Consider the following 23,076-nt stretch of genomic DNA (forward strand, 5'->3'; position numbering starts at 1 on the left):
TTTTCATGGCCGTCACCCTGTTACGGCGTGCGCAACAAGGTCATCTCATTGCGCAGCAGAGCGTGAAGGTCATCGTCGGTGGGCCGCGTACCCCAGTGCCGCGCGCCGGCTACCGATGCAATCGCGATCCACGAATGAGGGGGAAACCATTCGCGGAGCACGGCGCCGTCCTGACGCAAACACAATTGGCCGGTTTGTTCGCTGTATTCGGCGGAAATCAGCGTGCCGTCGATTTGTGCGCTTACACGCCGTGGATCGCTGCGTTGCAAATCGTCGCTCCTAAAAAGGTGTGGCGCGAATGCCTGCGCGTGCCGGTGTCAGCGACGCTGCTCCGGCCCATGCATTAGTGGTCGCCCCGGCCGTGGTCATCGCCGTGGCCGTGCCAATCGCCATGGTCGCCGTCGTGCCCGTGCCCGTGCCAGTCGCCGTGCGGGCCGTCGCGATAGCCGCGCGCGTCATGCCACTCGCGCTCATGATGGCGTTCTTCCCATTCGCGTCGTTCCCAGTAGCGGTGGCCGTCGTAATAGCGCTCGCCGTACCAGCCTGGACTCACTATCACCACCGGCGGAGCGGGTGCGTAGACAGGCGGAGGCGGAGCATAGACCGGCTCAGGCGCATAGGCCACGCCAGGAATGCCGATGTTCACACCCACATCGACGTGCGCCAGTGCGACAGATGATGCACCGATCCCCAGGCCTGCAACGATCGCCATGGACAGCCAGCGGTTTCGTGAATTGCTCATGTTTTATTCTCGGGTTTTACGATTGAGAGTGGAGTGCGCCGCACGGGCAGCGCTTAGCGATTAGTAATGGTCGTGATCGTGGTAGTGGTCGTGATAGCCGCCTTCTGGCACGACGATACAACCGCCCAATGCACTCCCGAGAGTGACAGCCAACAGCACCAGCGCGAAAATTCGTTTCATGACGTTGCCTTCCCTTTTAGGTGTGATCGAACTCTACTGAGCGGCTGGATTACCGGTGTGTTCGTGTGTAACAGGACGTGTCGATTCATTCGCGTTTTGGCCACGCATGTGACACGGTATCGGGACGCGTTGCAGCGCTGCAATGAGTCGTTCCGCTAGCGAGAAATTGGTGGGCAACCCGTTGAGCGCGCTATGAAAAAGGTCGGGCCCTCATGCATCCGCGGTGTTCGGGCAGATGGAAGTGCATGCGTATGAACGACTGGAGCAGGCAGGGCGTGGCAGGTCGGCATGTGTATGCCGGACGGATACATTCAGTTGCAGACTAGGGATGTGGGTTGACGCGATGTGTTGCTGTTTGCACTTTCTATGCGGTCGCTGATGCGTTGTTGATACGTCAAAGCCTCATACGCATGAAAAAGATCGTCAAACGCGGCATCAGCTTCTCTTAAGGTTTGATCCGTAGCATCCTGCGTGAGCGCGCCCAGCATGGGTGTATGCTCGGCGCAAATACGCTCTCTCCATCCAATGGCTTCACTGCCGCTAACACATTCTCATGACCATGCGAACGGACCCGGCCAGTTTTTCACGCTATGCAGCAGGCTATGACGGTGTAGCCAGGTTTCTTCACTGGCTGGTGGTCCTGTTGATCGCTGCGCAGTTCGTGATCGGTTGGACTATGCCGGATATTCATAAGGGCACGCGGCCCGATGGGTTGATCGCGTGGCATCTCGGCGTGGGTGCAACGCTGATTGCCGCCGTGGTGGTGAGAATCGTCTGGCGTCTCACGCACACGCCCGCGCCTGCAACGCTGTCACCTTTCTTCCGCGTCGTTTCGCACATCACACATGGTCTTCTTTATCTCGCGCTGGTGGCCGTGCCTTTGTTGGGATGGGCCAATGCGTCTTCGCGCGGATGGTCCGTCAAGCTGCTTGGCGTGCTGCCGTATCCCAGCATCTCGGCGGTCGGCTCGCCAGTGGGGCATGAAATGGGCGACATTCATGGCTATCTGGCCTGGGTGTTGTTTGCGCTAATCGCGCTGCACATCGTGGCGGCGTTGTTTCATCGTTTCGTGCTCAAGGATCAGACCTTGCAGCGGATGCTGCCGTGATTCGTTAGCGTGCGTTAGCGGCTTGTCATTCGTGTGTGTGCCAGGTTCCGTCCGCGGCTAGCAGGGTCCACCGATATCCTTCCCGATGCCTGGATCGTGGCGGTTTCGACGTCATTGCATCGGCGTGGGATCGCACTCCCGTGTGCGTGATAAGCACATAAAAAACAAGTCTTTTACGCGCGCCGCTAACACTGGTTAGATCGGAGGATCGACTGTCTGTCAGTCATTCAGGTCCACCGCTTCTCTTGCCGGTCAGCCACGAGCACACTTAGCGAAGCATTCAACCCGGATTCCGTGGGGCGGCCATCCGTGGGGCGGCCATCCGCGGGGCGGCCCTCCACGGCGCGCTCGTCCGTCGTGCGCTCCGCAGGGCCGCCCTCTGCAGCGCTTTCCGTAGTCCCTCCGCCTGCGTGGCCCGTGCCGTTGTTCGCGTCGCGGCGTGACGGCCGCTCGCTCGACGTCAGTGTTCGTGCTGCAATTCACGCGGCGTTCACCGCCAACCCGTGCCTGAAAAGTTGGCCCGCGCACGCAATCGACGCGTTATGCGACGCCGGCCAATTGCGCACCTGGACCAACGGCGAGTTGATCTTCGCGCGCGATGAAGCGTGCGACGACATCCAGGTCGTCCTCTCCGGCGCGATCGAGATGAGCTGGACCAACTCGGCCGGCGTGCGTGCGGTAGCGGTGTACATGTGGGCGAACGAAGTCATCAACTTCATTCCGGTGATGGACCGGCGCGGCTCGATGCACGACCAGCGCGCGCACGGCTCGACGACGCTGTTCCACATTCCCGGCAACGCACTGTTCGAACTGTTCGCTCGCGAGCCGGCGTTGTTACGCAACGTGCTCGATCTGATCTGCCTGCGAAGCCGGGCGCTGCACAGCCGGATGGGCAAGACGGCGCTGGCCGGATTCCGCGCGCGCCTCGCTGATCAGTTACTCGGGCTTGCCGAATGGCACGGCAAGAAAACGGAGCGGGGCGTGGAGTTGACGATCAAGCTCTCGCAGGAGGATCTCGCCGCGTTATTGGCGGCTTCCCGGCAAAGCATCAACAAGGAACTGCGCTGGCTCGTGCAGCAGGGCATCGTGGACGTGCGCTATAGCCGGATCACCGTGATCGATATGGACGCATTGCGGGAAGTGAGCGACGCCGCGTGAGAAAACTCATAACGATATAAAAAGCGCTTCTATCAAGTGTCCAAAGCGCGATAGATTCGCGGCGCTCACCCTGCCGATAATGGTTTATCGATTCAGCGGGCAGAGCCACTCAAGTGTTGATTCAACCGGTGCGCTGACCTGTCTCGTCCTCAAACCCAGGAGTTGCATCGCATGTCGAATCTCAGTCTCGCGACGTCCAACGCATTGGACATTCATCCCGTCACCGGCCGCATTGGCGCGGAAATTCGCGGCGTGCGCCTGTCGGGGCAGCTCGAATCGGCGACGATAGAAGCGATTCGCGCCGCGCTGATACGCCACAAGGTGATCTTTTTCCGCGGCCAGACGCATCTGCAGGATGCCGATCAGGAAGCCTTCGCCAAGCTGCTCGGCGAACCGGTCTCGCATCCCACGGTGCCGGTGGTGGACGGCAGCGACTATCTGCTCGAACTCGATTCACATCGCGGTGGCCGCGCGAATTCGTGGCATACGGACGTGACTTTCGTCGACGCGTATCCGCAAGCATCGATCCTGCGCGGCGTGACGATTCCGGAAGTGGGCGGCGACACCGTCTGGGCCAACACCGCCACCGCCTACGACGATCTGCCGCCGCCGCTCAAAGCGCTCGCCGAGCAACTGTGGGCCGTGCACAGCAACGAATACGACTACGCGAACTACGGCAACGTCGGCGAGCGCGGGCGTGACGCCGAAGCGCTCAAACGCTATCGCGAGGTGTTCCTGTCGACACGCTATGAGACCGAACATCCGGTCGTGCGCGTGCATCCGGAATCCGGCGAAAAGACGCTGATTCTCGGTCATTTCGTGAAGAGCTTTGTCGGCCTCACGCCGAGCGCATCGGCGCATGTGCTGGAACTGCTGCAGGGCTATGTGACGCGTCTCGAGAACATCGTGCGCTGGCGCTGGCAGACGGGCGACGTCGCGATCTGGGACAACCGTGCGACCCAGCACTATGCGGTCAACGATTACGGCGATGCTCACCGCGTGGTGCGTCGCGTGACGCTGAAGGGTGACGTGCCGGTGAGCGTCGATGGTCGCCGCAGCTTTACGCGCAGCGTTGAACCGAATCCTGCTGTGAAGGCTGCCTGAACGTCGCGGGCCGCTTATGCATGCGCACACTGCGCATGCCGCTCACACCGCTTGCATACGTGATGAATGCGCCCCGCAAAAATTCGACGAATTTCTGCGGGGTGCCTGCGTTTTCAGCCCAATCCTTCGGTAACTACATGTTCCGACGCCGTGGCTTCACGATACCCGAGCCGCGTCGAGATCGCGAGCCCTGATTCCTTGAGTAGCGCAACGTAGTGCGATTTCGTATCGGCGCCGCAGCGCATTGTCGGAAACGAAATCGACAGGCCGGCGATCACGCGGCCGAAGCGGTCGAACACTGGCACCGCGAGACACTGCAGTCCTTCTTCCTGTTCCTCGTTGTCCTCGCCGTAGCCTTGCTCGCGAACGCGCGGCAGGATGCTCAACACGGCGTCGGCACAGGCGAGCGACTTTTGCGTCGACTTGCGAAATTCCACGTGCGAGAGGACTTCGCGCGCTTCGGCCGGGTCCATCCACGCAAGCAGCACCTTGCCTATCGCCGTGCTGTGCAGGGGATTGCGGCGGCCAATGCGCGACTGCATGCGCAGCCCGTAATCGGCGTCGATCTTATGGATGTAGATGATCGCGTCTTCGTCGAAGGCGCCGAGGTGGACCGCCTCGCGCGTCACCTGGCCGATGCGGCGCATCTCGACATCGGCCTCGCGTACGAGATCGACGCTTTCCAGCGCCTTCGCGCCGAGTTCGAACAGGCGGATCGTCAAGCGGTAGCGCTCGGTTTCGATTTCCTGCGTCACATAGCCGAGCGCTTTCAGCGTCTGGATCACGCGGTGCACGGTGGTCTTCGACATGCCGAGCCGCTGCGACAATTCGCTGATGCCGATCTGCCCGCTGTCGCCAATCGCGCCAAGAATCGCGAAGACCCTGCCGATCGACGAGGCCGATTCGCCTCTGTCGTTAGCCATGCCGCCCGCGCTGTCCGCTTCCTGCATGTTTGCGTCGTCATCGTCTTTGCGCTGCTTGCCCATTGCTGCCATGTCCGTCATTCCCTGTTGATGCCAAACCGATCAAAGTCCGCTTACTGCCGGATGCCGATCGCTCTCAGTGCCGAGAGCATACCGCGTCGCGCGGGCTGCGTGACCTCTCTGCTGCCATCACGCTAGCGCGCAAGCCAGCCGCCGTCTACTGCAAGCGTATGGCCGTGCACATAGTCCGATGCGGACGACGCGAGGAACACGACCGGTCCTGCGAGATCCGCCGGCGTGCCCCAGCGGCCCGCCGGAATACGTCCGACGATTTCATCGTTACGCTGCGCGTCTCCGCGCAGCGCCGCCGTGTTCGCGGTGGCCATGTAGCCAGGTGCGATCGCGTTCACATTGATGCCCTGCGCGGCCCACTCGTTCGCGAGTAACCGCGTGAGACCGAGCACGCCGCTTTTCGACGCTGTGTACGACGCCACGCGGATGCCGCCCTGAAACGACAGCATCGACGCGACGTTGATGATCTTGCCGCCGCTTGCCTGCTTCACGAACTGCCGCGCCACGGCCTGCGAAAGAAAGAAGACGCTCTTCAGATTGACGTCCATGACGGCGTCCCAGTCGTCTTCGCTGAAGTCGAGCGCGTCCTCGCGGCGGATGATGCCCGCGTTGTTCACGAGCACGTCGACGCGGCCGAACGCTTCGACTGCGGCGCGCACGATGTCGTCGACCGGAGCGATCGAGGTGAGGTCGGCGCGCACATCCGCGAAGCGGCGTCCCGTCGCTGCGACTTGCGCGGCCGTATCGCCGGCGTCCGCGCGGCTCACGCCGACGATGTCGCAGCCGGCCGTGGCGAGCGCGATGGCCATGCCCGCACCGAGGCCCGTATTGCTGCCGGTGACGATGGCGACCTTACTGGTCAGATCGAAGCTGTTCACTGTGCGTAGGTCCTCGGCGACGTTGGGGTATCTGCTGTCCAGGATGGAAACATGCGAGCCGTCAACGCAGATCGCGCACCGCAATGTGATCCATGTCGCTGAACACCTGGTTCTCGCCGACCATGCCCCAGATGAACGTGTACGCGCGCGTGCCGACGCCCGAGTGAATCGACCAGCTCGGCGAGATCACGGCTTGCTCGTTATGCACGAGGATGTGCCGCGTTTGGTTCGGTTCGCCCATCATGTGGAAGACGGCCGCGTCGTCAGCCACGTTGAAATAGAAGTACACCTCCATGCGGCGCTCGTGCGTGTGGCACGGCATCGTGTTCCAGAGGTTGCCCGGTTCGAGCTTGGTCATGCCCATCGAGAGCTGGCAGGTGGGCAGCACCTCGGGAACGATGAACTTGTAGATGGTGCGGCGATTGCTCGTAGCGGGGTCGCCGAGCGTTTCAGGTGACGCTTGTGCGAGCGAGATCGTGCGGGTGGGATGCGACTCGTGCGCGGGTGCGCAGTTCAGGTAGAACTTCGCGGGGCGCGCCGCATCGTCGCTGCCGAACGCGACGGCCTGTTTGCCCTTGCCGATGTAGATCGCCTCTTCGTTGCGCACCGTATAGCGCGTGCCGTCCACGTCGACCCAGCCATCGCCGCCGATATTGATCGCGCCGAGCTCGCGGCGCTCCAGCAGATAGCCGACGCCAATTGCCTTGCCGAGCGAACCAGGCACCTCGGCCGCGCGCGTAGCCGGCCAAACGCCGCCCACGATGATGCGATCGATGTGGCTGTACGTGAGCCGCAGCGCGTCGCGTTCGAACACGTCTTCGACGAGGAACTGCTTGCGCAGCCCGGCGGTATCCAGCGTCTTCGCGTGCTCGCTGTTGATGCTCTGTCTCACTTCCATTGCTCTTGCCTCCGATCGGATGGGGTGTCTAGCCGTGCCGTTTTACGACGGCGTTCTGTTCTCGACTGTAGCGCAGAATTTTAAATATGGAACATCGGTCCGAAAATATTGCGCCGCCACATCAAGCGTGGCAAGACTTCTGAATGACACGCGGGTAAACGATGATCAGGAAGTCTATCAAAATCGGAACGTTGTTCCTATCGCGGTGCTATATTGCGCCGAAAGGGGAGACGCCCGGCGCAAGAACGGGACATTAATCGGGTAATCCACCCGGCAACTGGACGCAAAGTCCATGGAGGAGGCATGAAGCTCAAGAAGGCCATCGACCGCATTCCAGGCGGCCTGATGCTGGTGCCGCTGCTGCTCGGCGCCTGTGTCCACACGTTTGCGCCGGGCGGCGGGAAGTACCTCGGGTCGTTCACCAATGGCTTGATTACCGGCACCGTGCCGATTCTCGCAGTGTGGTTCTTCTGCATGGGCGCGACGATCGACCTGCGAGCAACCGGCGTCGTGCTGCGCAAGTCGGGCACGCTGCTCGTGACCAAAATGCTGGTGGCGTGGATTGCAACGATCGTTGCGTCGCACTTCATTCCGATCGACGGCGTCAAGGCGGGCCTGTTCGCCGGCCTCTCGGTGCTCGCGATCACGACGTCGATGGACATGACCAACGGCGGTCTCTATGCAGCCGTGATGCAGCAATACGGCAGCAAGGAAGAGGCGGGCGCGTTCGTCCTGATGTCGATCGAATCGGGGCCGCTCGTCAGCATGATCATCCTCGGCGCGACGGGCGTTGCGTTCTTCGAGCCGCGGTTGTTTGTCGGCGCGGTGCTGCCGTTCCTGATCGGCTTCGCGCTGGGTAACCTGGACAGCGAGCTGCGCGAGTTCTTTGGCCGCTGCGTGCATCCGCTGATTCCGTTTTTCGGCTTCGCGCTCGGCAACGGTATCGACCTGAATGTGATCGTCACGAGCGGCTTGCCGGGTATCGTGCTCGGCCTCGGGGTGATCGTCGTGACGGGCATTCCGCTGATCCTCGCGGACCGCTGGATCGCGGGCGGCAATGGGGCGGCGGGGTTAGCGGCTTCGTCGACAGCGGGGGCTGCGGTGGCAAATCCGGCGATCATCGGCGAGATGATTCCGCGCTTCAAGCCGCTGGTGCCGGCGGCGACGGCGATGGTCGCGACGGCATGTCTCGTGACCGCGATTCTGGTGCCGATTCTGACCGCGCTATGGGTGCGCCGGCATCATGCACGCGATGCGCTGCGTGAGGAGTTTGCGGCTGCGACGACGCCGCCGCAGCCGCTCAACGAGCGGGACGTGCACGTTTGAAGGAGTGGGGCGGCTGGTTTGCGCCTCAACGCGACGAAGTGCAGCGAGTCACGTGAGATAGGGCGGGGCTTCACCGCCCCAGCTTCCGCTCCAACATCGCCTTCACCTCCGCCCACTCTTCATCGATGATGCTAAAGCGCACCGAGTTGCGCTTGCGTCCATCCGGCATGATCCGCTCGTGCCGGACAATCCCTTCCTGTTTCGCGCCGATCCGCAGAATCGCCGCTCTTGATTTCTCGTTGAGCTCGTCGGTCGTGAACTGCACGCGCACGCACTGCATCGCTTCGAAGGCATGACTCAGCAGTAGGTATTTCGCCTCGGTGTTCACCGCCGAGCGCTGCACCGATTCGCCCAGCCATGTGTGGCCGATTTCCAGCTTCCGGTTCACGCGGTCGATTTTCCAGAACCGCGTGCTGCCGACAATCGCCCCGGTATCGCGCCTCACGATCACAAACGGCATCACGGTGCCGGCCGCGCGCCCGTCGAGCGCGGTTGCAATATAGCTGCCGACGGTTTCAGGACCCGGCACGACAGTCAGCTTCATATTCCACAATTGCCCGTCCGCGGCGGCATCGAGCAATGCCTGGGCGTGTTCCGGTAGAAGTGGCCTGAGTTCGACGGCCTGTCCGATCAGTGTGGGCTGCATGACGTGAGGAATGTGAGGAACGTGAGGGAGAAGTTGCAATAAATAAAAAGTCCGCGAACGAGCGCTCGCGGACCTGGCACAGCAATCAATCAGATGGGCGAAGTCAGAAACCTCGCCCTGAACCTAAAGCCTGACGATGGCCTGCGGCGTCTTATGCCGCGGTCACAGAAACCGACTTCGTGACCAGATAGGCTTCCATCGCTTCCGGGCCGCCTTCAGAGCCATAGCCCGAATCCTTCACGCCGCCAAACGGCATTTCCGGCCAGGGCGTAGCAGGCTGGTTGATCCACAGCATGCCGACTTCCATCTGTTGCGACAGCAGATGCACGTTGCGGAACGACTTCGTGAACGCATAACCGGCGAGACCAAACGGCAGACGGTTCGCTTCGGCAATCGCTTCTTCGAGCGTGTCGAAACCACGGATCGCGGCGATCGGGCCGAACGGCTCGTTGTTGAACACGTCCGAGTCGAGCGACACGTTGGTCAGCACGGTCGGCGCGAAGAAGTTGCCTTCCGAGCCCACGCGCTCACCACCGGTCTCGACCTTCGCGCCGGTTTTGCGCGCGTCGTCGAGCACCTTGCTCATCGCGGTGAGACGGCGCGCATTGGCGAGCGGTCCGATGGTTGTGCCTTCCGCCAGACCGTCGCCGAGCTTGAGGCCTTCAGCATGCTTGACGAGCGCCGCGGCGAATTCTTCGCGGATGCTGTTGTGCACCAGAAAGCGCGTCGGCGAGATGCAGACCTGGCCGGCATTGCGGAACTTCGCGGCGCCTGCGGCCTTGATGGCGAGTGCTACGTCGGCGTCTTCTGCCACGATGACAGGCGCATGACCGCCCAGCTCCATCGTCGCGCGCTTCATGTGGGAGCCGGCCAGCGCGGCCAGTTGTTTGCCGACCGGCGTCGAGCCGGTGAACGTGACCTTGCGGATCACCGGATGCGGAATCAGGTAGCTGGAAATCTCCGCCGGATCGCCGAACACGAGGCCGACCGTACCGGCCGGCACACCGGCTTCAACGAACGCCTGCAGCAGCGCCGCCGGCGACGCCGGGGTTTCTTCCGGTGCCTTGACGAGGAATGAGCAGCCGCTCGCGAGCGCCGCGCTCAGCTTGCGCACGACCTGGTTGACCGGGAAATTCCACGGCGTGAAGGCCGCCACCGGGCCGATCGGCTCCTTGAGCACGGTTTGCTGTACCGCGAGATTGCGCGGCGGCACGACCCGGCCGTAGACGCGGCGGCCTTCGTCGGCGAACCATTCGATGATGTCCGCCGCGGACAGCATTTCGATGCGCGCCTCGGCGAACGGCTTGCCCTGTTCCTGCACCATCAGGCGGGCGATGTCGGAAGCACGCTCGCGCACGAGCGCCGCGGCCTTGCGCATGGTGGTAGCGCGTTCGTTGGCTGGAATCTTGCGCCAGGCTTCGAAACCGCGCTGTGCGGCGGCCAGCGCGCGATCCAGATCAGGGATGCCGGCGTGAGCCACCTTGCCGATGGGCTTGCCGGTGGCGGGGTTGATGACGTCGAGGGTTTTGCCGCTGGCTGCGTCGCACCATTCGCCGTTGATCAGAAGACGGGTGTCGGTATAGATCGAGGTGGCCATGCTGGGTTCCTGTAAATGGGGAGAACGATAGGTCGCGCGGTCGTGATGCATTGGGCTGACGCTGCGCGACCAAGAATGGACTGCCGATACCAATCATCTTATCTGATTGCGCGCGATTGCATCGGCGCAGCGCCCACGGGCGGCGGTCGGCACGGGCTTTGCTACTCCGATTGCCGCGGTGGACAAACGGGTAGCTGAGGGTTACGTGAGCGGCGCCGCGCAAACAGGCGTAAAGTCAAGCAGCAGTAGCAGGAACCGGCGGGAGCCGGCGAATGCAACCCAATCAACCAAGGTGCAAACGAGGGATCGACATGCCAACCGGTACAGTGAAGTGGTTCAATGACGCAAAGGGCTTTGGCTTTATCACACCGGACGACGGTGGCGAGGATCTGTTTGCCCATTTCTCGGAAATTCGCAGCGAAGGGTTCAAATCGCTGCAGGAAAACCAGAAGGTCAGCTTCGAAATCAAGCAGGGACCGAAGGGCAAGCAGGCGGCGGACATCAAGCCGGTGTGAAAGCAGTGACCGGTCCGCGCGCGCAGGCGGGCGGACCGGCTGTAGTGGTTTTTCGCGCCCAAGAGCGATTCGCTCGCGCTTCTAACGCACAACCCGAGTCGGGTTACTACGCGTAGGCGTTGCGCGCCTCGCCCATCCCATCGAGCAATTCGCTTCGCACGCCGGCGAGCGCCGTGTCGCGCCGGTCACGCGGATACGGTCCGGCAACGTCGATGTCGCGCACCAGCCGAGCGCCACGCTGGCCCGCCCTGTTGAGCAGCAGGACGCGATCGGACAGATACAACGCCTCATCCAGATCATGCGTGACGATCAGCGCCGCCGTGCCGTGCGCACGCGTCAGAGACAACAAGAGGTCCTGCAGACGCATGCGAGTCATCGCGTCGACGGCGCTGAACGGCTCGTCGAGCAGCAACAGGTCGGGTTGGGAGAAGAGGCCACGCGCGAGCGCCACGCGTTGCGCCATGCCGCCTGAAAGCTGCTTGGGCAACGCCGCGCCGGTGCCGGCCAAACCGACCTCATCGAGCAGTTGGCCCACACGTGGGTCCGCGCCTCGCCGTGGACCCGCGGAAAACGCGATGTTGTCGGCCACGCTCAGCCATGGCAGCAGGCGGGGCTCCTGAAAGATCACGCCGACGCGCGGCGACGGCCCATGTTGCGCCAGTTCGTCGAGCAAAATCTCTCCCTCGAAGTCGCGATCGAGGCCGGCCAGCACGCGCAGCAATGTGCTCTTTCCGCACCCGCTCGGGCCGACCAGGCTCACGATCTCTCCGCGCCGGATACCGAACGTCACGCGGTCAAGCACTGCGCGCGCTTCGTAGCGCTTGCTCACGGCACGAACCTGGAGCAGCGGCGCCTGACTTGAAAGATCTCTCGCGTTCAACGCGCACCTCGCGAGGAAGACGGGTCGTTCGCGGTATCGCGCCATGACAGCACGCGCGCTTCGATCGTTTTAAGGATGCTGTCGCTGAGCTTGCCGAGCAGTGCGAGCAACAGAATTACGCCGAACACGAGATCGGCCCGGCCGGTTTCCCGGCCATCGCTCAGCAGATAACCGAGGCCGCGGGTGGCGGCAATCAGTTCGGCGGCGACCATGAACATCCACGCGAGACTCAAGCCCGTGCGCAGTCCGGTGAAGATCTGCGGCAATGACGCGGGCAACAGGATGCGCGTGAATAGCGCCCGCGGACTCAATCGGTTGACTTCGCCGAGTTCGATCAGCTTTCTGTCGACGCCACGAATGCCGGCCACGACGCTCAATTGCACCGGAAAAAACGCGCCGATGGCGACGAGCGTGATTTTCGGCGCTTCGTCGATGCCCATCCACAGCAGCAGAATTGGCACCCAGGCGAGCGAGGGAATCGCGCGCAGTGCCTGAAACGCAGGGTCGAGCAGGGCGTCGAGGCGGCGGCTCAAACCCATTGCCCCACCGAGCAGAAGAGCGAGTGCGGAGCTGATGCCGAAACCCGCGAGTACGCGTATCGAGCTGGCGCCGATGTGGCGGGCCAGACGCTCACCGCCCAGTTGCCACAGCGTTTCAGCAATCGTGCTGGGCGCCGGTACGAGGTGCGCCGGCAACACCGACGCACGCACCAGCACTTCGATCACGGCAAGAAAGGCAAGCGGCAGGATCAATCCGGCAATGCGCCAGCGCTTGAGCGGGTCGCGCGGCCGCGGTGCGACCCGCGTTGCGTCGGCGGCTTGCGGCGCGCGATGTCTCGCACGTTCATCCGTTGTGTGCGATCGGTGCTGAAGTCCGAGCGATTCGTCGGTAGCCATGGGAGTCGGTCGGAGGGTCCTCGAGAGCAATGGGCGCGCCGGCTCACTGCCCGCTGTTCGCGGCGATAACAGGCTGCGCCGTCTTCACGTCGATCAAGGCGTCGATGACCTGATTCAGATCCGTGCCCGGTTTCACCAGTTGTTCCTGCGTGAGAATCGGCGCGGCTGCTTTGAGCGCGGCAAGTTGCTGCGTGCCCGGCTGCGGATGGCTGAAATCGTTGCGGCTCAGTTGCAGTCTGGCGACCGGCAGCGACAGCTTCGATTCTTCCGAGATGATCTTCGCGGTTTCGTCCGGATGCGCGGCGATCCACAGGCGCGCTTTCTCGTACACCTTGAGCACCTGCGCGAGCGTCTCGGGATGATCGCGAATGAAATCCTCGCGGGCGTCGAGCAGACCCCACGTATTGAAGTCGACGTTGCGATACAGCAGCTTCGCGCCGTCGTCGATCTGCGCGGCGGCCATGTGCGGATCGAGGCCGGCCCACGCGTCCACCTGGCCGTTGGCGAGTGCGGTGCGCCCGTCCGGATGCTGAAGGTTGACGATCTCCACGTCGTCGCGCGAGAGGCCCGCGGTGTGCAGCGCGCGCAGTGTGAAGAGGAACGGGTCCGTGCCCTTGGTGGCGGCGATCTTCTTGCCCTTCAGGTCCGCGAGGGTTTTGATCGGCGAGTCCTTGCGCACCACGAGCGCGGTCCATTCGGGGCGCGAGAAAACGTACACGGCGCGAATCGGATTGCCGTTGGCTTTGGCGAGCACGGCGGCCAGACCCGCCGTCGAGCCAATGTCGATCGCACCGCTGTTCAGATACTCGAGCGCGCGATTGCTGCCGAGGCTCAGCACCCATTTGACCTCGGTGTGCTGCGGCGCGAGTTCCTGCTCGAGCCAGCCGTTGCGCTTGATGACGAGGCTTTCCGGTGAATAGTAGGCGTAGTCGAGTTTCAGTTCGGCAGGCGGCGCGGCGCGTACGATACCCGGTGCAAGGAGGGCGAGCGTGGCCGTTGCCGCCATCAGCAACGCGCTCAGACCGGCTTGCAGCCGTCGCGCATGCCGCGGGCGTGAGGAAATCGTAGAAAGCGAAAAGCGCGCCGTGCCCCGCGGGATTTTCATTGACTGGTCCTGTGATGGTCGTTTAGTTGTGACCGATCAATGTAGTCAATGCGCATGCTGAACTGAACGAATAAAAACTCACAATCAAAGCAGATTGGGCGCTATGGCGGACGTGGGCGGGCGGGCCGGGAGTATTGTTCTTAAGGTTTCCTTCAGCTTTGCTCCGTAGTATCTGCGCGATCACCCGTATCCCCGCGGGCAATAGTTCCGATAGTTTTCCGACAGAAAACTGAAAGCGCCGATCTAAGGCTTGCTGGAGCATTCATGAAAACCCTCTTCTTGCAAGCGCCGTCGTATGACGGCTTCGATGGTGGCGCGGGTTCGCGCTATCAGGCCAAGCGTGAAGTGCGCTCGTTCTGGTATCCGACGTGGCTCGCGCAGCCCGCCGCGCTCGTGCCCGATAGCCGTGTACTCGACGCCCCCGCCGACGGCTTGTCCGTCGAAGCATCGCTCGACATAGCACAGCAATATGACCTGGTGGTGATCCACACCAGCACACCGTCCTTTCCCACCGACGCACTGTTCGCCGAAGACCTGAAGAAGCGCAAGCCTTCGGTGCTGATCGGCATGGTCGGCGCGAAGGTCGCGGTGGATCCGCACAATTCGTTGACCGCGAGTGAGGCGATCGATTTCGTCTGCCGTGAAGAATTTGACTTCACCTGCCAGGAAGTTGCCGAAGGCAAGCCCTTCGCCGGCATCAAAGGTCTGAGCTATCGCGCGGCAGACGGTTCGATCGAGCACAACGAAGCACGCCCGATCCTGGAGAACATGGACGAACTGCCGTTCGTGGCGCCCGTCTACAAGCGCGATCTGAAGATCGACAACTATTTCATCGGCTACCTGAAACACCCGTACGTGTCGATTTACACGGGTCGCGGCTGCCGTTCGAAATGCACGTTCTGCCTGTGGCCGCAAACGGTGGGCGGGCATCGCTACCGCACGCGTTCGACCGAGAACGTGCTTGAAGAAGTGAAGTGGATTCGCGACAACATGCCTGAAGTCAAGGAGATCATGTTCGACGACGACACCTTCACCGACTTCAAGCCGCGCGTCGAGGAAATCGCCCGCGGCCTCGGCAAGCTGGGTGTGACGTGGTCCTGCAACGCGAAGGCGAACGTGCCGTACGCGACGCTGAAGATCATGAAGGAAAATGGCCTGCGCCTGCTGCTCGTCGGCTATGAATCGGGCGACGACCAGATTCTGCTGAACATCAAGAAGGGCCTGCGCACCGACATTGCGCGCCGCTTCAGCGAAGATTGCCGCAAGCTGGGCATCAAGATTCACGGCACCTTTATTCTTGGCCTGCCTGGCGAGACGCAGGACACGATCCAGAAGACCATCAAGTATGCGAAGGAAATCAATCCGCATACGATTCAGGTATCGCTCGCGGCTCCGTATCCCGGCACGACGCTCTACAACCAGGCGGTCGAGAACGGCTGGCTGGAAGAGAACAAGGTCATCAACCTCGTCAGCAAATCGGGCGTGCAACTCGCGGCGATCGGTTATCCGCATCTGTCGCGCGACGAGATTTACCACCAGCTCGAAAACTTCTATAAGCGCTTCTATTTCCGTCCGTCGAAGATCTGGGAAATTCTGCGCGAGATGCTCACGAGCTGGGACATGATGAAACGGCGCCTGCGTGAAGGCGTCGAATTCTTCCGCTTCCTGCGCGCCCACGAGGCGTGAACGCCGTGCATCTGCTCGCCGTCACGCTGGCCTATGCGTGTGCGGCGGGGGCGGTTTTCGGCATCGCCTACACGATGTTGGCGGGTGCCCTGATTGGCCGGTTCTTCGCGCGAGCGGTGTCCGAGCCGACCAGCTTTCCGCCGGTCACGATCGTCAAGCCGCTGCACGGCAACGAGTGGGCGTTGCTCACCAATCTCTCGAGCTTCTGTCAGCAGGACTATCCGGGCCCGGTGCAATTCCTGTTCGGCGTGCACGATTGCGCCGACCCCGCATTGCAGGCCGTCGACGATCTGCGGCGGCTGCATCCGGAGGCGGATATCACCGTGGTCGCCGATGCACGCCTGTACGGCCCGAACCGCAAGATCAGCAACATCCTCAATATGCTGCCGCAGGCCCGGCATGACGTGCTGGTGTTCGCCGACAGCGACGTGAGCGTTGGGCCCGATTATCTGCGCAATGTAGTCGGCGAATTGCAGAAGCCTGGCGTCGGTCTTGTCACCTGCGTGTATCGCGGTGCGCCGGATCCCGGTTTCTGGCCGCGGCTGTCGGCCAAGGCCACCAACTATCAGTTCCTGCCCGGCGTGGTGACGGGGCTTGCGCTCGGTCTCGCGCGCCCCTGCTTTGGACAGAGCATCGCGATGCGGCGCGACACGCTGGAAAAAATTGGCGGCTTCACACCGTTCGTGCAGCACCTGGCCGAAGACCATGCGATCGGCGAGGCCGTGCGCATGATCGGCGAGAAAGTGGTGATCCCGCCGTTCACGATCTCGCATGCCTGCGTTGAAAACAGCGCGACGAAACTGATCGCGCATGAACTGCGCTGGAGCCGCACGATCCGCAGCATCGATCCGCTTGGCCATCTCGGCTCGGTGCTGATTTTTCCGCTTGCCTTTGCTTTGCTCGCCACCGCGTTCTCGGATGGCGCATGGTGGGCGTGGTCGCTTGCGCTGGTCGCCATCTGCGCGCGACTCGTTTTGAAACTGCTGTCCGATCGCGCGTTGCAGCAGGCGCATCGCGACCTGTGGCTGTTACCGTTATGGGATATCGTATCGTTTTCGATTTTCGTGGCGAGCTTCTGGTCCTCGCGCGTGATCTGGCGCGGTTTCAGTTTCAGGGTGGATGGCGACGGCCTGTTGTCGGCGGCGCAGGACGGAATGACGGATGAACAGCAGGTTGGGTAAGCAATGATGCGCGGGTATCCGGAAGGGCGTAGCGAAGACCATGCAGCGTGCCTGAAGCAGGTGCGAAGGGTGGCCGCATGATGAAACATCTCGGCCGCTTCGCCGCGCTTGCCGGCTTGCTGGTGTCGCTGTGGCTGGTCTGGCAGGACAATCCCGGCGCCGTGCTTGGCGCACTGCGCGCGGCGGGCGCCGGCCTCGTTCTCGCGGCGCTCGCGCACGTGCTGCCGATGATCGCCAATGCCTGCGACTGGCGCTCGCTGATTCGCGGCGCGAACCGGCCCAGTATTGCCAACATGCTGCATCTGGTCTGGGTGCGCGAATCCGTCAATTGCATGTTGCCGGTGGCGCGTATCGGCGGCGAGGTGGTGTCGTTCCGGATGCTCAAGCGCTGGGGCGTGCGGCCCTCTACGGCGGTCGGCAGCATCATCGTCGATATGCAGCTCACGGTGATCAGCCAGTTGCTGTTCACGATGGTCGGCATCGGTTTTCTGTTCGCGCATGCGCACTCCGACACGCTGCGGCTCGCCGGGCAACTGGCGTGGGGCGTGGTCGTGCTCACGCCGCTACTGGTGCTGTTCGCACTCGTGCAGCATGCCAGCCCGTTTGAGCGCATCACACGTGTGCTCAATCGTATGACAAGCGGCAAGCTCGCCGCGCTCGTCGGACAATCCGCTCAGATCGACCAGGCCATCAAGCTGATCTGGCGCCGGCGCGGCGTGGTGCTGCGCTATCTGTTCTTCTGGCAACCGCTGCAGTGCTTCCTGACGTCGCTCGAAATCTGGCTCGCGCTGTACTTTCTCGGCGTGCACGTCACGCTGGTCGAGGCGGTGGTGATCGAATCGCTGATCCAGGCGATCAGCAGTGCGGCTTTCTTCGTGCCGGGCGGTCTCGGGGTGCAGGAGGGCGGTTTCATTCTGATCGGCGGCGCGCTGGGTCTCGATCCTTCCATCTGCCTTGCGCTCGCCGGTGCGCGGCGCATTCGCGATCTGCTGATCTTCGTGCCCGGACTCATTGCGTGGCAGTTTGCCGAGTCCGGCAATCGCGAGCCGAAGCGGGCGGAACCAGCGGGGCGGGCGGTGGTGGGCGAAGCCAGCCAGCGCTAGTCACCTCTAGTCAGCGTCAGTACAACACCTTCATTCTTCCACGCCCGCATAAGCAGGAAACGACACTTCCACTGCGAGGCCGTGCTCGCCGACGCCCGCGCCGAGATGCAGGCTCGCACCGAAATGCTCCGCGATCCGCGCGACGATCGAGAGGCCCAGTCCGCTACCGGTGGCCTGATTGCCGGTAGCGCGGAAAAACCGGTTCGTGAGGCGGGCGAGATCGCTGGGCGCGACACCGGGGCCGTCATCGCGCACGGTGAGCTGCACCCGGCCGGCGTCATACCGTACGGCGACCTCGATGCTGCCGCCAGTGCGTCCATACTTGATCGCGTTATCGAGCAGATTGTCGAGCAGGATGCCCATCAGTACGGGCTCCGCATTGATCTCGGCGCGCATGTCGCCGGTCAGCGTTACGCGAATGTCCTTTTGCTGCGCATTGGGCTCGTTGGCGAGCAGTGCATCTTTCGCCACGGCCGCAGGTCTGAGCGGCGACGTGGCGAGCGTTTCGTGCGCATCCAGGCGCGCGAGCAGCAGCAACTGCTCCGCGAGCCGCGCGCTGCGATCGACGCCTTGCACCACGCGTTCCATCGCCACCCGCTGTAGCGCCGTGTCCGGTTCGGCCAGTGCGACCTGCGCCTGCACCTTGATAGCGGCAAGCGGCGTTTTCAGTTCATGCGCCGCGTCGGCGGTAAACGCGCGCTCGCGTTCGATAGAGTGCCGCAAGCGCGACAGCACCAGATTGATCGCGTCGACGAGCGGGAGCACCTCGGTCGGCGCGCGGCCAATATCGACCGGTTCCAGCCGGTTGATATCGCGCGCGCGAATGGCGCCGGAGAGGACCTTGAGCGGCACCAGGCTCCAGCCGATGCTGAACCACACCAGCAGCGCCAGCACCGGCAGCGCGATCAGCGTAGGGCGGGCAATCCGGCTCGCGACGCCGCTCACCAGATCGCTGCGGGTATTGGCCGGTTCGAACACGCGCACCGTGTGGCCGAGCGCAGTATCGCGCAAGGTGAACGTGTGCCACATCTGGCCACCCAGCGTCATGTTTTGCGCGCCGCTTGCGGGCGGCACAGGCAAATCCCAAGCTTGCAGCACGCGCAATTGCGGGCTGCCCGCCAGCACGTCGCCGTTCGCGCTGCGCACCTGAAATAGCGCGTCGCGCGGTAAGGAATCATCGTCGTCGCTATCGTTCGCGCCGGGTTCTCCGCCTTTTTCTTCTTCGCGCACGTCGATGCGTGCGTTGGCCAGCGTGGTCAGATTGCGCTCGTCGAGCAGTGCGAGGATTTGCGCGAGTTCCGCAAGACGTGCTTCTTCCCATTCGCTGACTTCGCGCGTGGCCTGACGATAGCTCGAGATCAGCGCGATGCCCCAGATCAGCACGATGCTGGCCAGGACCAGCATCATCAGACGGCGGCGTATCGATGCCGACATTATGCTTTCTCCACCACGTAGCCGATATTGCGCACGGTTCTGATCAGCTTGGCGCCGAGCTTTTTGCGCAGGTTGGACACATGGACCTCGATCGCATTGCTCTCGATTTCTTCCTGCCATCCATACAAACTCTCTTCGAGGCGCGAGCGCGACTGGGGAATGCCCTGATTGGTCAGCAGCTGCATCAGGATCGCCCATTCGCGCGAGGTGAGGGGCACGCGCGTATTACCGATTTCGACGGTTTGCGCGGTGGGATTGACCGTCAGATCCTGATAGCGGATCACCTCGACGCTGCGCCCCTGCGCGCGGCGCAGCAGGGCCCGGCAACGGGCGATCAGTTCGGTCAGGTCGAAGGGCTTGCCGAGGTAGTCGTCGGCGCCCGCTTCGAGGCCGCCGACGCGGTCCACCACTGTGCCCTTGGCGGTCAGCACGAGCACCGGGACGTCCTTGCCGGCGTCGCGCAGCCGCCTCAGCAGTTCCATACCCGACACCCTGGGCAAGCCGAGATCGAGCAGGACCAGCGCATAAGCGGTGGTGTCGAGGGCGAGACTGGCCTTGTGGCCGTCGCGGGCCCAATCGACCGTGAAACCGGCTTGACGCAGTCCCGCTTCAATGCCGCAGCCGATCAGGTCGTCGTCTTCTACGAGGAGTACGCGCATGGGGGAGAAATTCCGTTTTATGTTTATTGCATGGTGGCGACAGTTTTTAAACAAGCGCCGAGTTACACACCCGAAGTGTAACGATCATGTTCACTGGACGCTTTATACCTCTTTCTTGCTTAAGGTTTCCTTCAGCTTGAATCGCTACTATCGCCCCTCAGCAGGTTACTGTCGCGTGGCTCGATATGAGCGCGCGAAACTACGTCATGTTGTCAGGTCATCGCAACTTAATCGTAAGCACATCGATGGAATGTACGGTTGGCGCTTCTATCGGCGCGTTTTACCGGTGCTGGTGCCGGCGAATCGCGCCACTGCATGATGCCGCGCGTTCCTTCAGGTCACGAGACCACGCTATGAAGCCAGTCACGACAGACATGCTGCGAGCCCATTTGATGGCGGCTTCGCTCACGGCAATGGGTACCGAAGCGCTCGCCTTGCTGGCACTGCTGGTCTTGCCGGTTTCGCAGCAGGTTTTCAGCTCCACGGGGTTTCAGTCTCTTGCTCTTGCGCTGATCGTGAGCGGCGTCATCGTGATGCGCCAATTCGCGCAGGCCGCTTTCGACCTCGCCATTCAGGGCCACTACGCCACGCCTGCCGGCCGGCCCGTGTTGATTGAGGCAGACTGTCCGCGGCGCTGGTTCGTCGTTCTTCATCTACGCTTTACCGGCAAACCGTTCGTGCTCGCCGGGCACTGACGGCTACAGGCGATGGCGGCGCACGCATTGACAGCATGCCAGTGGATCCTGTTATCCGGCTGCGTCTCGGCCTCGCTCTATGCGATGCTGGCAGCGGTGGCGATGCCGTTCTTCGCGGTGCGCCGCGGTGCGAGCGGGAGGGGTGCTAGCGCCCCGGCCGCCGCCCGGGCTTCGCATCCACTGACTCCTTTTACGAATGTCGGCGTCAGCGTGCTCAAGCCGCTATGCGGCGCCGAGCCGCGTCTCTACGAAAATCTCAGAACCTTCTGCGACCAGCGCCATGGGCATTTCCAGCTCGTGCTTGGGGTCTCGTCGCCGGACGATCCCGCCATCGCCGTGGTGCGCCGTTTGCAGGCCGCCTATCCGATGCACGACATCGAGCTCGCTATCGATACGCGCGTGCACGGCAGCAATCTCAAGGTCAGCAATTTGATCAACATGGCGGAGCGGGCGCGCCATGACGTGATCGTGATCGCCGATAGCGACATCGCCGTCGAAGCCGACTATCTCGACACCGTGGCGGCACCGCTCGCCGATCCGCGCGTGGGCGTGGTGACCTGTCTCTACGTGGCGCAAGGCGTGGGCGGTTTCTGGCCGCGGGTCGGCGCGCTGTTTATCAACGAGTGGTTCGCGCCGTCGGTGCGGGTCGCGCATGCGGCCGGCTCGCGCCGCTTCGGTTTCGGCGCGACGCTTGCCTTACGCCGCGCGACACTCGAGCGCATTGGCGGTTTCGACGCGCTGAAAAACTGCCTCGCGGATGACTACTGGCTGGCCGAGCACGTGCGCGCGCTCGGCCTTAGCACGGTGCTTTCGCGCGTGATGGTGGCCACCGACGTCATCGAGCCGACTTTTTCCGCCTTGTGGCAGCGTGAGACGCGTTGGCTGCGCACGATCCGCTCGGTGAACACGCCTGGTTTTGCATTTCTGTTCATCACGTTTCCGACGCCGTGGCTGCTAGCCGGCGCGTGGCTCACCGGCAGTCTCGCGAGCGGTGCGTCCGACGGCGTGCATCTGTGGGCGGCGCTGGTGAGCGGCGCCAGCACGGCGGCCGGTTTTGCCGCGCGCATGGTGCTGCATCTGCGTTCCGCACGTCACGAACGTACTTTCTGGCGCGACTTGCCGCTTGTGCCATTGCGCGATACCTTGCTGGCACTGCAATGGCTCGCGAGCGCGTTCGGCTCGCATGTGGTGTGGCGTGGCGCACGCGTGCCGGTTGAGGCTTCCGCATCGACGACGCGTGCGAAAGCAATGGGTGTGATGGATGTCATGGAGACTTCGGATGGTGGCTGAGCCACGCGGCCTGATCGTCACCGCCGACGATTTCGGCCTGCATCCACGGGTGAATCTGGCGGTCGAGCAGGCGCACCGGCACGGCGTGCTGACGGCCGCGAGCCTGATGATCGGCGCGCCTGCCGCGGCCGATGCGGTGGCGCGTGCTCGAGAACTCCCGGGGTTGCGGGTCGGTCTGCACCTGGTGCTGGCCGACGGCGACGCGGTCACGCCGCGCGCGGGGATTGCTGCCTTGCTCGACGAGCATGGCCGTTTTGGCGACAACATGGTGCGGGATGGGGTGCGGTTTTTCTTTTTACCGCACGTTCGCAAACAGCTGGCGCGAGAGATTCGCGCGCAGTTCGATGCTTTTGCGAGGACGGGGTTGACGCTCGACCACGTCAACACGCACAAGCATTTTCATTTGCATCCGACGGTGCTTGAGTTGATTCTGGAGATCGGCCGCGAGTACGGGATGCGGGCGATGCGTTTGCCGTTCGAGGTGGGTGCGCCGCTGTGGTTGCGGCCGTGGATTTCATGGGTGCGGGCGAGGTTGGATCGGGCTGGGGTTGGGCACAACGATTATGTTGTTGGGATTGCTAATAGTGGGCGGATGGATGAAGGTGCGTGGCTTGCTGCGCTTGCCGATTTGCCTCACGGGGTGGGGGAGATTTATTGTCATCCTGCGTTTCCGGGGGATCGGGTTTTGAGTCACGGAATGAGGGATTATCGGCACGCCGAGGAGTTGCAGGCGCTTTTGTCGCCTCGGGTTGCTGAGGCGATTCGGTATTTGGGGGCTCGGGTTGGTGGGTTTGGGGATGTGCTTAGGGTTTGATTTTTTTTGTTGCCTTTTGCGGCGGCATTGTCCGTGTTCCTGGGGCTTTGGCCTTTCCTTGAATTGTTAGTGGTTTATTAGCGTTCCCCCTGTGCGGGGGGGCACCTACTTTTCTTTGCCGCCGCAAAGAAAAGCAACCGTATTGGAAGTCAAGCGGCGAACAACGGCTCAAGGTGGAAACTGCTA

General features: G+C 62.7%; 24 protein-coding genes. 12 read left to right on the plus strand and 12 right to left on the minus strand.

All coding sequences use genetic code 11. The features are described from left to right. Positions 1-20 precede the first annotated feature (20 nt). Together KHO33_RS33030 and KHO33_RS33035 are read right to left on the minus strand one after the other, a co-directional pair. Positions 21-269, minus strand: a complete 249-nt coding sequence (locus tag KHO33_RS33030) for a hypothetical protein (protein ID WP_200566822.1) — start codon at positions 267-269, stop codon at positions 21-23. Between the two features lie 74 nt (positions 270-343). Next, on the minus strand, positions 344-742 hold the full coding sequence (locus KHO33_RS33035; protein WP_200566823.1) for a hypothetical protein: 399 nt from the start codon (positions 740-742) through the stop codon (positions 344-346). A 733-nt stretch (positions 743-1,475) separates the two neighbouring features. Between KHO33_RS33035 and KHO33_RS33040 the strand changes: the two genes are divergently transcribed. The 3 genes from KHO33_RS33040 (at position 1,476) to KHO33_RS33050 (ending at position 4,292) form a co-directional block, all read left to right on the plus strand. Beyond that, positions 1,476-2,030, plus strand: a complete 555-nt coding sequence (locus tag KHO33_RS33040; protein WP_234477120.1) for a cytochrome b — start codon at positions 1,476-1,478, stop codon at positions 2,028-2,030. 417 nt (positions 2,031-2,447) lie between these two features. Further along, positions 2,448-3,188: a Crp/Fnr family transcriptional regulator gene (locus tag KHO33_RS33045; RefSeq protein ID WP_200566824.1), complete on the plus strand. Its 741-nt coding sequence runs from the start codon at positions 2,448-2,450 to the stop codon at positions 3,186-3,188. A 171-nt stretch (positions 3,189-3,359) separates the two neighbouring features. Then, a complete protein-coding gene (locus KHO33_RS33050) occupies positions 3,360-4,292 on the plus strand; it encodes a TauD/TfdA dioxygenase family protein (RefSeq protein ID WP_200566825.1) in 933 nt (310 codons plus the stop codon). 113 nt (positions 4,293-4,405) lie between these two features. Here KHO33_RS33050 and kdgR read toward each other — a convergent pair whose 3' ends face one another. From kdgR to kduI, 3 genes are all read right to left on the minus strand, one after another. Next, the gene (kdgR, locus tag KHO33_RS33055) at positions 4,406-5,287 is read right to left on the minus strand and encodes a DNA-binding transcriptional regulator KdgR (RefSeq protein ID WP_054039673.1); all 882 of its coding nucleotides are present in this window, start codon (positions 5,285-5,287) and stop codon (positions 4,406-4,408) included. A gap of 122 nt (positions 5,288-5,409) precedes the next feature. Next, positions 5,410-6,165 (minus strand): 2-dehydro-3-deoxy-D-gluconate 5-dehydrogenase KduD, encoded by a 756-nt coding sequence (kduD, locus tag KHO33_RS33060; protein WP_200566826.1) that lies wholly within the window; start codon positions 6,163-6,165, stop codon positions 5,410-5,412. A 61-nt stretch (positions 6,166-6,226) separates the two neighbouring features. Then, on the minus strand, positions 6,227-7,063 hold the full coding sequence (kduI, locus tag KHO33_RS33065; protein ID WP_200566827.1) for a 5-dehydro-4-deoxy-D-glucuronate isomerase: 837 nt from the start codon (positions 7,061-7,063) through the stop codon (positions 6,227-6,229). Positions 7,064-7,366: 303 nt separating this feature from the next. Here kduI and kdgT point away from each other — a divergent pair, with 303 nt between their 5' ends. After that, positions 7,367-8,389, plus strand: coding sequence for a 2-keto-3-deoxygluconate transporter (gene kdgT / locus KHO33_RS33070; protein WP_054039654.1), 1,023 nt, complete (start codon positions 7,367-7,369; stop codon positions 8,387-8,389). A gap of 70 nt (positions 8,390-8,459) precedes the next feature. On the opposite strand, the gene KHO33_RS33075 is transcribed toward kdgT, so the two are convergent. Both KHO33_RS33075 and KHO33_RS33080 read right to left on the minus strand, forming a co-directional pair. Beyond that, positions 8,460-9,035 carry a GNAT family N-acetyltransferase gene (locus tag KHO33_RS33075; RefSeq protein WP_200566828.1) on the minus strand — a complete coding sequence of 192 codons (576 nt, stop codon included), beginning with the start codon at positions 9,033-9,035 and terminating at the stop codon, positions 8,460-8,462. Between the two features lie 151 nt (positions 9,036-9,186). Then, positions 9,187-10,632 (minus strand): NAD-dependent succinate-semialdehyde dehydrogenase, encoded by a 1,446-nt coding sequence (locus tag KHO33_RS33080; RefSeq protein ID WP_200566829.1) that lies wholly within the window; start codon positions 10,630-10,632, stop codon positions 9,187-9,189. A 311-nt stretch (positions 10,633-10,943) separates the two neighbouring features. Here KHO33_RS33080 and KHO33_RS33085 point away from each other — a divergent pair, with 311 nt between their 5' ends. Beyond that, the gene (locus tag KHO33_RS33085) at positions 10,944-11,147 is read left to right on the plus strand and encodes a cold-shock protein (protein WP_007181784.1); all 204 of its coding nucleotides are present in this window, start codon (positions 10,944-10,946) and stop codon (positions 11,145-11,147) included. Between the two features lie 106 nt (positions 11,148-11,253). On the opposite strand, the gene KHO33_RS33090 is transcribed toward KHO33_RS33085, so the two are convergent. Genes KHO33_RS33090 through KHO33_RS33100 form a run of 3 tightly spaced genes read right to left on the minus strand, consistent with a single transcriptional unit; the run spans position 11,254 to position 14,028 of the window. After that, positions 11,254-11,976: an ABC transporter ATP-binding protein gene (locus KHO33_RS33090; protein WP_407946207.1), complete on the minus strand. Its 723-nt coding sequence runs from the start codon at positions 11,974-11,976 to the stop codon at positions 11,254-11,256. 47 nt (positions 11,977-12,023) lie between these two features. Continuing rightward, positions 12,024-12,923 (minus strand): ABC transporter permease, encoded by a 900-nt coding sequence (locus KHO33_RS33095; RefSeq protein ID WP_200566831.1) that lies wholly within the window; start codon positions 12,921-12,923, stop codon positions 12,024-12,026. Between the two features lie 43 nt (positions 12,924-12,966). Next, positions 12,967-14,028, minus strand: a complete 1,062-nt coding sequence (locus KHO33_RS33100; protein WP_054039664.1) for an aliphatic sulfonate ABC transporter substrate-binding protein — start codon at positions 14,026-14,028, stop codon at positions 12,967-12,969. Between the two features lie 264 nt (positions 14,029-14,292). Here KHO33_RS33100 and hpnJ point away from each other — a divergent pair, with 264 nt between their 5' ends. From hpnJ to KHO33_RS33115, 3 genes are all read left to right on the plus strand, one after another. Then, positions 14,293-15,714 carry a hopanoid biosynthesis associated radical SAM protein HpnJ gene (gene hpnJ / locus KHO33_RS33105; RefSeq protein ID WP_054043552.1) on the plus strand — a complete coding sequence of 474 codons (1,422 nt, stop codon included), beginning with the start codon at positions 14,293-14,295 and terminating at the stop codon, positions 15,712-15,714. Further along, entirely contained in the window at positions 15,711-16,895 is a 1,185-nt protein-coding gene (gene hpnI, locus KHO33_RS33110; protein WP_054043554.1) for a bacteriohopanetetrol glucosamine biosynthesis glycosyltransferase HpnI, read from the plus strand. The genes hpnJ and hpnI (KHO33_RS33110) overlap by 4 nt, the downstream gene beginning before the upstream one ends. Before the next feature lie 77 nt (positions 16,896-16,972). Further along, positions 16,973-17,998: a flippase-like domain-containing protein gene (locus KHO33_RS33115; protein WP_200566832.1), complete on the plus strand. Its 1,026-nt coding sequence runs from the start codon at positions 16,973-16,975 to the stop codon at positions 17,996-17,998. Between the two features lie 30 nt (positions 17,999-18,028). Here the strand turns inward: KHO33_RS33115 and KHO33_RS33120 are convergent, their stop codons facing one another. Then, positions 18,029-19,435 (minus strand): ATP-binding protein, encoded by a 1,407-nt coding sequence (locus KHO33_RS33120; protein WP_200566839.1) that lies wholly within the window; start codon positions 19,433-19,435, stop codon positions 18,029-18,031. Then, the gene (locus tag KHO33_RS33125) at positions 19,432-20,091 is read right to left on the minus strand and encodes a response regulator (RefSeq protein WP_054043556.1); all 660 of its coding nucleotides are present in this window, start codon (positions 20,089-20,091) and stop codon (positions 19,432-19,434) included. Before KHO33_RS33125 ends, KHO33_RS33120 begins: the two co-directional genes overlap by 4 nt. Between KHO33_RS33125 and KHO33_RS33130 the strand changes: the two genes are divergently transcribed. Genes KHO33_RS33130 through hpnK form a run of 4 tightly spaced genes read left to right on the plus strand, consistent with a single transcriptional unit; the run spans position 20,090 to position 22,890 of the window. After that, complete coding sequence (locus KHO33_RS33130; RefSeq protein WP_200566833.1) at positions 20,090-20,410, plus strand: hypothetical protein; 321 nt, start codon at positions 20,090-20,092, stop codon at positions 20,408-20,410. The two genes, KHO33_RS33125 and KHO33_RS33130, sit on opposite strands and share 2 nt — an antisense overlap. A gap of 34 nt (positions 20,411-20,444) precedes the next feature. Then, entirely contained in the window at positions 20,445-20,786 is a 342-nt protein-coding gene (locus KHO33_RS33135) for a hypothetical protein (protein ID WP_054043558.1), read from the plus strand. Between the two features lie 12 nt (positions 20,787-20,798). Beyond that, positions 20,799-22,076: a bacteriohopanetetrol glucosamine biosynthesis glycosyltransferase HpnI gene (gene hpnI / locus KHO33_RS33140; RefSeq protein WP_200566834.1), complete on the plus strand. Its 1,278-nt coding sequence runs from the start codon at positions 20,799-20,801 to the stop codon at positions 22,074-22,076. Further along, positions 22,066-22,890 carry a hopanoid biosynthesis-associated protein HpnK gene (hpnK, locus tag KHO33_RS33145; protein WP_054043564.1) on the plus strand — a complete coding sequence of 275 codons (825 nt, stop codon included), beginning with the start codon at positions 22,066-22,068 and terminating at the stop codon, positions 22,888-22,890. Before hpnI (KHO33_RS33140) ends, hpnK begins: the two co-directional genes overlap by 11 nt. Positions 22,891-23,076 lie beyond the last annotated feature (186 nt).

Source organism: Paraburkholderia nemoris, from assembly GCF_905221015.1.
In the GTDB taxonomy this organism is placed as follows: Bacteria; Pseudomonadota; Gammaproteobacteria; order Burkholderiales; family Burkholderiaceae; genus Paraburkholderia; species Paraburkholderia nemoris.

Excerpts from the sequence above, each read along its gene's own strand:
- KHO33_RS33035 (WP_200566823.1), bottom strand. The coding sequence starts at position 742 with ATGAGCAATTCACGAAACCGCTGGCTGTCCATGGCGATCGTTGCAGGC.
- KHO33_RS33040 (WP_234477120.1), top strand. The coding sequence starts at position 1,476 with ATGACCATGCGAACGGACCCGGCCAGTTTTTCACGCTATGCAGCAGGC.
- KHO33_RS33050 (WP_200566825.1), top strand. The coding sequence starts at position 3,360 with ATGTCGAATCTCAGTCTCGCGACGTCCAACGCATTGGACATTCATCCC.
- kdgR (WP_054039673.1), bottom strand. The coding sequence starts at position 5,287 with ATGGCAGCAATGGGCAAGCAGCGCAAAGACGATGACGACGCAAACATG.
- kduI (WP_200566827.1), bottom strand. The coding sequence starts at position 7,063 with ATGGAAGTGAGACAGAGCATCAACAGCGAGCACGCGAAGACGCTGGAT.
- kdgT (WP_054039654.1), top strand. The coding sequence starts at position 7,367 with ATGAAGCTCAAGAAGGCCATCGACCGCATTCCAGGCGGCCTGATGCTG.
- KHO33_RS33075 (WP_200566828.1), bottom strand. The coding sequence starts at position 9,035 with ATGCAGCCCACACTGATCGGACAGGCCGTCGAACTCAGGCCACTTCTA.
- KHO33_RS33080 (WP_200566829.1), bottom strand. The coding sequence starts at position 10,632 with ATGGCCACCTCGATCTATACCGACACCCGTCTTCTGATCAACGGCGAA.
- KHO33_RS33085 (WP_007181784.1), top strand. The coding sequence starts at position 10,944 with ATGCCAACCGGTACAGTGAAGTGGTTCAATGACGCAAAGGGCTTTGGC.
- KHO33_RS33095 (WP_200566831.1), bottom strand. The coding sequence starts at position 12,923 with ATGGCTACCGACGAATCGCTCGGACTTCAGCACCGATCGCACACAACG.
- KHO33_RS33100 (WP_054039664.1), bottom strand. The coding sequence starts at position 14,028 with ATGAAAATCCCGCGGGGCACGGCGCGCTTTTCGCTTTCTACGATTTCC.
- hpnJ (WP_054043552.1), top strand. The coding sequence starts at position 14,293 with ATGAAAACCCTCTTCTTGCAAGCGCCGTCGTATGACGGCTTCGATGGT.
- KHO33_RS33115 (WP_200566832.1), top strand. The coding sequence starts at position 16,973 with ATGATGAAACATCTCGGCCGCTTCGCCGCGCTTGCCGGCTTGCTGGTG.
- KHO33_RS33130 (WP_200566833.1), top strand. The coding sequence starts at position 20,090 with ATGGGGGAGAAATTCCGTTTTATGTTTATTGCATGGTGGCGACAGTTT.
- KHO33_RS33125 (WP_054043556.1), bottom strand. The coding sequence starts at position 20,091 with ATGCGCGTACTCCTCGTAGAAGACGACGACCTGATCGGCTGCGGCATT.
- KHO33_RS33135 (WP_054043558.1), top strand. The coding sequence starts at position 20,445 with ATGAAGCCAGTCACGACAGACATGCTGCGAGCCCATTTGATGGCGGCT.
- hpnI (WP_200566834.1), top strand. The coding sequence starts at position 20,799 with ATGGCGGCGCACGCATTGACAGCATGCCAGTGGATCCTGTTATCCGGC.
- hpnK (WP_054043564.1), top strand. The coding sequence starts at position 22,066 with ATGGTGGCTGAGCCACGCGGCCTGATCGTCACCGCCGACGATTTCGGC.